3 protein-coding genes are annotated in these 7,347 nt (G+C 73.3%); all 3 read right to left on the bottom strand.

The genetic code is table 11. From position 1 onward, the window contains the following. On the bottom strand, positions 1–471 hold a 471-nt coding region (locus tag ACYP33_RS33125), incomplete at its 3' end, for an ABC transporter substrate-binding protein (RefSeq protein ID WP_459625363.1). After that, positions 468–1,262 (bottom strand): ABC transporter ATP-binding protein, encoded by a 795-nt coding sequence (locus ACYP33_RS33130; RefSeq protein ID WP_414441814.1) that lies wholly within the window; start codon positions 1,260–1,262, stop codon positions 468–470. The genes ACYP33_RS33125 and ACYP33_RS33130, both read right to left, overlap by 4 nt. 65 nt (positions 1,263–1,327) lie before the next feature. After that, positions 1,328–7,264, bottom strand: coding sequence for a condensation domain-containing protein (locus ACYP33_RS33135; protein ID WP_459625364.1), 5,937 nt, complete (start codon positions 7,262–7,264; stop codon positions 1,328–1,330). Positions 7,265–7,347: the final 83 nt, after the last annotated feature.

Consider the following 7,347-nt stretch of genomic DNA (forward strand, 5'->3'; position numbering starts at 1 on the left):
TTCGTCGCAGAGGTCGTGGTAAGGCTGCGCGCTCGTCATGTACTGGCTCAATACGATGGTCGGCGCGATCCGTTGCAGCGTGCGGATCGCCGGCGCGTGGCCCGGCGTGATCACCAGCAGGTCGGGCTTCAGCGCGAGTAGCACCTCGAAGTTCGGCTGGTACAGCAGGCCGATGTCGGCCACGCCCCGCGGCAGCGGCGGCTCGACGATCGCATTGCGATACCAGTCGGGCAGGCTGACGCCGATCGGCGTCACGCCCAGCGCGAGCAGCGTTTCGGTCAGCTCCCAGTTCATCGTGGCGACGCGGGTGGGCACGGCGGCCGGGGTGTCGGGTGAAGCGGCGGACGCACCGGCTGACGAAGCGCTCGCAGCAGCCCGCGCCGCGCCGGACCACGCCAACGCGCCGGCCAGCCCGAGCGCGCCGCCGCGCGCCAGCCAGCGGCGGCGGGATTCGTGCAACGGCCGGCTCATCGCGGGTATCCGATGCGGTGGCCGGCCACGGGATCGACCATCACGCCCATCGGCACGCCGTAGATGGCGGCCAGGCTGTCTTCGCGCATGATCTCGTCGGGGCCGGCCTGCATCAACACGCGGCCGCCGCGCAGCGAAACGAGCTGGCTGCAGAAGCGCGTGGCCATGTTGACGTCGTGCAGCACCACCACGGCGGTCATGCCGCGCGCGTCGCACAGCGTGCGGATCAGTTGCAGCACTTCGAGCTGGTGGCCGATGTCGAGCGCCGAGGTGGGCTCGTCGAGCAGCACGCAGCGGCTGTCCTGCGCGATCAGCATGGCCAGCCAGACGCGCTGTCGCTCGCCGCCCGACAGGCTGTCCACCGGGCGATCGGCGTAATGGGCGACATCGGTCGACACCATCGCGTTCTCGACATGCTCGTGATCCTCGCGCGAGAAGCGGCCGAGCGCGCCGTGCCACGGGTAGCGGCCCAGCGCGACCAGCTCGCGCACCAGCAGGCCGTCGGTTTGCGGCGTGTATTGCGGCAGGTGCGCGACCTGCTGCGCGAAGCGGCGATGCGCCCAGCTATCGAGCGGCGCGCCGCCGAACTCGATGCGGCCGCGCGTCGGCGCATGCAGGCGCGCCAGCAGGCGCATCAGCGAAGTCTTGCCCGAGCCGTTGTGGCCGATCAGGCCGACCACCTGGCCGGCGGGGATGTCGAGCGTAATGTCCTGCAACAGCGTCTTGTCGCCGATCGCGAAATCGACGCCGGACAGGCGGTAGAGCGGCGTAGCGCCGGCGGGTGTGGTCACGGCTTCAGTTCCATCGTCAGCATCGTGTTGCGGGGAGACGGCGGGCCATGCCCGCCGGGGCGTCATTATCCGTTAGTTCCGGCGCCGGGCGCAGCAGCGCTGCCGGCATCCTGCCCGTGCGCGGCGGACAGCGCACGCAGGCGGCGCGCCACCTCGTCGTGCACGGCCGGATGCAGCACGATGCCGGTGTGCGTGGCCTCGGCCTCGATCACCGTGGTGACCGCGCTCGTATAGGACGACCAGTCGCGCTCGCGGCCGGTGGCCGTGTCGCGCGCGGCGTGCCAGTACGTGAGCGGCACGTCGATGCGCGGCAGCGCGTGCGCGACGCGCAGCCGGTAATGCAGCGCGTCGATTTCGGCCGCGCGCGCGAACAGCGGACGCAGCGCCGCGCCGTCGGGCTGCGCGTCGAGCCAGCCCGGCAGCAGCGCGAGCGCATCGGCGCCGGCCACCTCGGCCTCGGCCGACAGCTCGCCCGCCTCGTTCGGGCCATGCGCGGCGGTCGAGACCGCCGTATCGAGCAGACCGAGGAAATCCACCGCGTGACCGAGCGCGCGCAGGCGGGCCGCCACCGCGAACGCGATGCGCCCGCCGAACGACCAGCCGAGCAAGCGGTACGGGCCGGCCGGCTGCATGGCGACGATCTCGCGCGTGCAGGCATCGACCAGCGCCTCGAAGCTGTCGGCCCAGTCGGCCGGCTGCGAGGCCGGGAACGCGAAGCCCGGCGCGCGCAACGCCACCACCGAGGCCACGCCTTGCAGCGCGGCGGCGAGGTAGCGGTATTCGCCGGTCAGGCCGAAGCCCGGGTAGCAGCAGAACAGCGTGACGGGCGCGCGCGCCGCGTTGAGCGGTTGCCGCAGCGGATCGGCGGCCGGCATCAGGCGCGCCTCGGTGTAGAAGCGCTCGCGCCATAACGCGAACGCGGCGTCGGCGGCCGGGTTCGCGGTGGCGACCGGCGCGGGCGTGGCACCGCCGGGCAGGCCGCCGAAGCGGGCCGGTACGTCGGTCACGTTTGCTGCGTTTGCTGCGTTCGTTGCGTTCGTTGCGTTTGCTGCGTTCGATTTTTCCGACGCGAACGCGGCGGCTTGCGCCAGCGCACGCACCTGCGTATCGAACACGGCGACCAGCCGGGCGAGCCTCGCCTCGTCGACCGAGCCTGCCGCCGCGCTCCAGTCGACCTTGAGGCAGCCGTCCGCGATCAGGCCGTTCAGGTCGAGCCAATGGCGCGCCGCGCCGGCCGGCGAGCGGCCGAGCGTGCCGTCGCCGCTATCCTCGCTCGCGAACGTGAAGCGGCCCGCGCCGAGCCGCTCCTCGAAGCGGCCCAGGTAATTGAAGCCGACCGTGGTGGCCGGCAGCGCGTCCAGCGCGTCGCGCGACGAGGCCAGCCCCAGGTAGCGGAACAGGTTGTAGTGCAGCCCGTCGGCCGGCAGCGCGGTGCGCGCGGCGGCAATCGCGCGGCGTGCGGCTTCGGCGTCGCGTCCGGCCGCCACACGGAGCGGGTACTGCGTCGTGAACCAGCCGACCGTGCGGCTCAGGTCCACGCCGGGCATCTGCTCGCCGCGGCCGTGGCCCTCCAGCTCGACGATCACCGGCACCTCGGGCAGCACCTCGGCGCAGGCTTGCGCGAGCGCGGCCAGCAGCACGTCGTCGATGCGCCAGCCCGCGCCGCTCAGGCGCGCGGTGGCGTCGGCGTCCAGCGACCAGGCGAGGTGGCGCTGGCCGCCTTCGGCGCGCGGCGCGGCGTCGGCCGCCGTGCCCAGTTGCGCCTGCCACCAGGCGATCTCGCCGAGCCATTCGGGTTGCGAGGCGTAGGCGGCCAGCCGTTGCGACCAGTCGCGCCAGCCGGTGGCGGGTGGCGCCAGCGCGGGGGCGGCGTCGCCGGCGCGCGCCAGGTCGTAGGCCTTGAGCAGATCGTCGAGCAGGATTCGCCACGACACGCCGTCCATCACGATGTGGTGCGCGACGATCAACAGCCGCGCGCCGTCCGGCGTTGCGAACGCAGCCGCACGCAGCAGCGGGCCTTGCGCCAGATCGAGGCTGCCGTGCAGGCGATCGGCGTGGGCGGCCAGCGCGGCGCGCCAGTCGTTGGTGGGGGTCGGCTGGGGCGCTTCTTCCGCTTCGGTCGCCTCGGTCGCCTCGGTTGCCTCAGTCGCTTCGGTCGCGCACAGATCGATCGCCTCGAACGCAGCCCCGGCCAGATCAGCCGTGGCCGGCACGATGGTCTGCGTCCAGCGCCCGGTGGCCCGATCGTGCGCGAAACGCGCGCGCAGCGCGTCGTGCGCGCCGAGCACCGCCGCGAGCGCCACGCGCAACGCGTCGGCATCGAGCGCATCGGCCGCGCGCAACAGCACCGACTGATTCCAGCGCGACGGCGCATCGGGGAACTGCTCGAAGAACCAGCCCTGCATCGGCACGAGCGGCGCATCGAGCGGCCCGGACGCTTCCAACACGGCCCCGCCCTCGCCCGCCTGCGCATCGGCGCGCTGCGCCACGCGCGCGAGTTCGCGCACGGTCGGATGCTCGAACACCTGCCGCGCGCTGACGATCCAGCCCGCCGCGCGCGCCTGTGCGATCACGCGCAGGCTCGAAATCGAATCGCCGCCGAGCGCGAAGAACGCATCGGTCACGCCGAAATCGGTGCGGCCCAGCACCGTCTGCCACACCGCCAGCAGCGTGGTTTCGAGCGCACCCGCCGGTTCGACCGCACCGGTATCGACATGCTCGTCCGGCTCGGGCAGCGCACGGCGGTCGAGCTTGCCGTTGTGCAGCGTCGGCAGCGCGGCCAGCGCCACGCACACCGACGGCACGTGCGAGGCCGGCAGCGTGGCGGCCAGCGCGTCGCGCACCGCATCGGGGGCGGCCTCGCCGGTGTAATACGCCACCAGCCGCTTGCGTTCGCCCTCGCCGCGCAGTTCCACCACGCCTTCGCGCACGCCGGCCGCGCGACGCAGCGCCGCCTCGATCTCGCCGAGTTCGATGCGGTGGCCGCGCAGCTTGATCTGCTGATCGAGCCGGCCCAGGAAATCGATGGTGCCGTCCGGGCGGGCACGGCACAGGTCGCCGCTGCGGTACACGCGAGAGCCGGGCTCGCCGGTGGGATCGGGCACGAAGCGCTCGGCCGTCAGCGCGGCGCGGCCCAGGTAGCCATGGGCCAGCGTCGGGCCGCCGATGCACAGCTCGCCGAGCGCGCCGTCGGGCGCGCGGTTGCCGTCGAGATCGGCCACGTAGGCATGCCGCGACGGGTAGCAACGGCCGATCGCGACGATCGCGCTGGCCGCATCGGCCGGCGTGACCGGATGATGCAGCACGGCCACCGTGGTTTCGGTCGGCCCGTACAGGTTGTCGATCGCGACATGCGCGAGCGGGCCGTCGAGCCAGCGCGCCAGCGCGTCGCCGGGCAGGCCTTCGCCGCCCACCGTGATCTGCCGCAGCGACAGGTCCTGCGCGGCCGGCAGCGCGATCCGCCATTGCTGCCAGAGCGCGGTGGGAATCCGCGCGAACGTCACGCGCTCGTCGATCAGCGTGCGGTTCAGCGTCTCCAGTTCCCAGGCGCGCGGGCCGCGCATCGCCACGCGGCCGCCCGCGATCAGCGCCGGCAGCAGTTCGTGCAGCGCCACGTCGAAATTGATGGTGGAAGATTGCAGCACCGTGTCGGTCTCGGCAATCCGGTGGTCGTGCAGGAAATCGTCGAGATGCAGCGCCAGCGCACCGTGCGAGATGGCCACGCCCTTCGGCGTGCCGGTCGAACCGGACGTGTAGATCACGTAGGCCAGGGCCTCGGGATGCAGCGGCGCGGTGGTGGCCGTGTTGGCCGTGTTGGCCGTGTTGGCGGCGTTGGCCGTGTTGGCCGTGTTGGCCGTGTTGGCCGCGTTGGCCGCGTTGGCCGCGTTGGCCGTGTTGGCGGCGTTGACCGGCTTGGCGGCGTTGACCGCGTTGGCGGCGTTGGCGGCATTGACCGCGTTGGCCGCGTTGGCCGCGTTGGCCGCGTTGGCCGCGTTGGCCGCATTGACCGCACTGCCCACATCGGTGACGTTGCCAACAGCCACCGAATCCCCCCCCTCACCGACGCTCGATCCAGCCTCGCGCAGCGCCCCCGCGTCGAGCGCACGCAGCGGCCCGAGCAACCCGGCCCATTGCGCGCGCGTGCCCGCATCGACGATCACGTGCCGCACGTCAGCATCGGCGATCATCGCGCGCAGCCGCGCCTCGGGGTAATCGGGATCGAGCGGCACGAACGCACCGCCGCCGTGCCAGACGCCGAGCAGCGCGGCCGGCAGCGCCAGCGAGCGGTTCAGCAGCAGGCCCACGCGCTCGCCGGCCGCCAGGCCGTCGGCGCGCAGGGCCGCGCCGATCCGCGTGGCCCAGCCATCGAGCGCGGCGTAGTCGAGCGATTCGCCCTCGCAACGCAACGCGATGCGCGCCGGGCACAGCGCCGCGCGCGCGGCGATGCGCAGGTGCGCGGGTGAAAACGGACCGCGTGCGATGTCCGCATGCGCCGCATGGCGCGCGGGCGGCGCGGCCAGATCGGCCACGCGCCGCGACGGATCGGCGGCGATCAGCGCGAGCAGGGCCGCGTAATCGTCGAGGAAACGCGCCACGGTGGGCGCCACGAAGCGGTCGCGCGCATAGGTCAGCGCCAGTTCGAACGTGCCGCCCGCGCCGCGGTCGCGGCCGTTCAGCGCCAGATCGAAACGCGCGGTACGCGCCACGTCGGCCACCGCCTCGGCCACCAGCCCGTCGGGCAGCGCAGCCGCACCGCGCGGGTGGTCGACGGCCAGATCGAACATCACCTGGAACAGCGGCGAACTGTCGAGATCGCGCTCGACGGCCAGCGCCTCCACCAGTTGCGCGAGCGGCACATCGCGGTGCGCCTGCGCGTCGAGCACGCGCGCATGCGTCTCGCGCAGCAGCGCCGCGAACGGCTGCGCGCCGTCCAGATCGGTGCGCACGATCAGCGTGTTGACGAAGAAGCCGACCAGCGCCTCGGTTTCGCGGCGCTCGCGCCCGGCCGACGGCACGCCCGTCACCACGGTGCGCTGCGCCGCATAGCGGCCGAGCAGCACGCCGTAGGCGGCCAACAGCAGCGTGAACGGCGTGGTGCCGTGCTCGCGCGCGATCGCGCGCAGCCGGTCGGCCAGCGGCGCATCGACGCCACGGCGCACCGTGCCGCCCTCGTGCGAGCGCTGCGGGCGCGGCGGCAGATCGCGCGGCAGCGTGATCGCGCCGGGCGCGCCGTCGAGCGTCTCTCGCCAGTGCGCGACCTGCCGCGCCAGTTCGTCGGGCGCCTGCCATTCGCGCCGCCACATCGCCACGTCGGCGAACTGCACGGGCAGCGGCGCGAGCGTGTCGCCACGATAGAGCGCGAGCAGGTCGCGGAACAGCAGATCCATCGACCACGCATCGCCCACGATGTGATGAACCACGAACTGCAGCACGCGCGTGTCGGGGCCGATGTCGAACAGGCCGACGCGCAACGGCGCACCGCCGGTCAGATCGAACGGCGCGCAGGCGAAGCCGTGCACGGCGGCGGCCAGCGCCTCGGGATCGGGGCCGATCGTTTGCGCATGAAAACCGTAGGCCGCGCGCGCCGCGTCGTCGGGCGTCGCGCCCTGCGACGGCAGTTCGGCCGGAACCGGGTATTGCATCGGCACGCCGTCGTTGGCCTCGAAGCGCAGCCGCAGCGCTTCATGGCGCGCCACCAGCGCATGCAGCGCGCGATGCAGCGCCGTCGCATCGAGCGGGCCGCGCAAGCGCAGCGTTTGCGTCAGGTGATACCCCGCGTTGGCGGGATCGAGGCACCACAGGAACCACAGCCGCTCCTGCGCCGGCAGCAGCGGGAAACGCGCCGGGCGCGGCGCGAGCGGCACGGCCGGCAGCGCCGAGGTGTCGATGCCGCCGGTGCGCGCGCGGGCGCGGAACAGCGCGCGCTTGTCCTCGGGGAGCGCCGCGTATTGCGTCGCGAGCCGCAGCGCGTCGGGGCGCGCCGAGAGTGTGTTGTCCGTCACGTCGTTCGTTTCCAGTCTGTCGGCCGCCGCCCCGGCACGGAGCGGCGGACCGGGGGCGCGCGGCGGCACATCCGTCCGCCGCC

This window comes from Burkholderia sp. 3C (assembly GCF_054589155.1).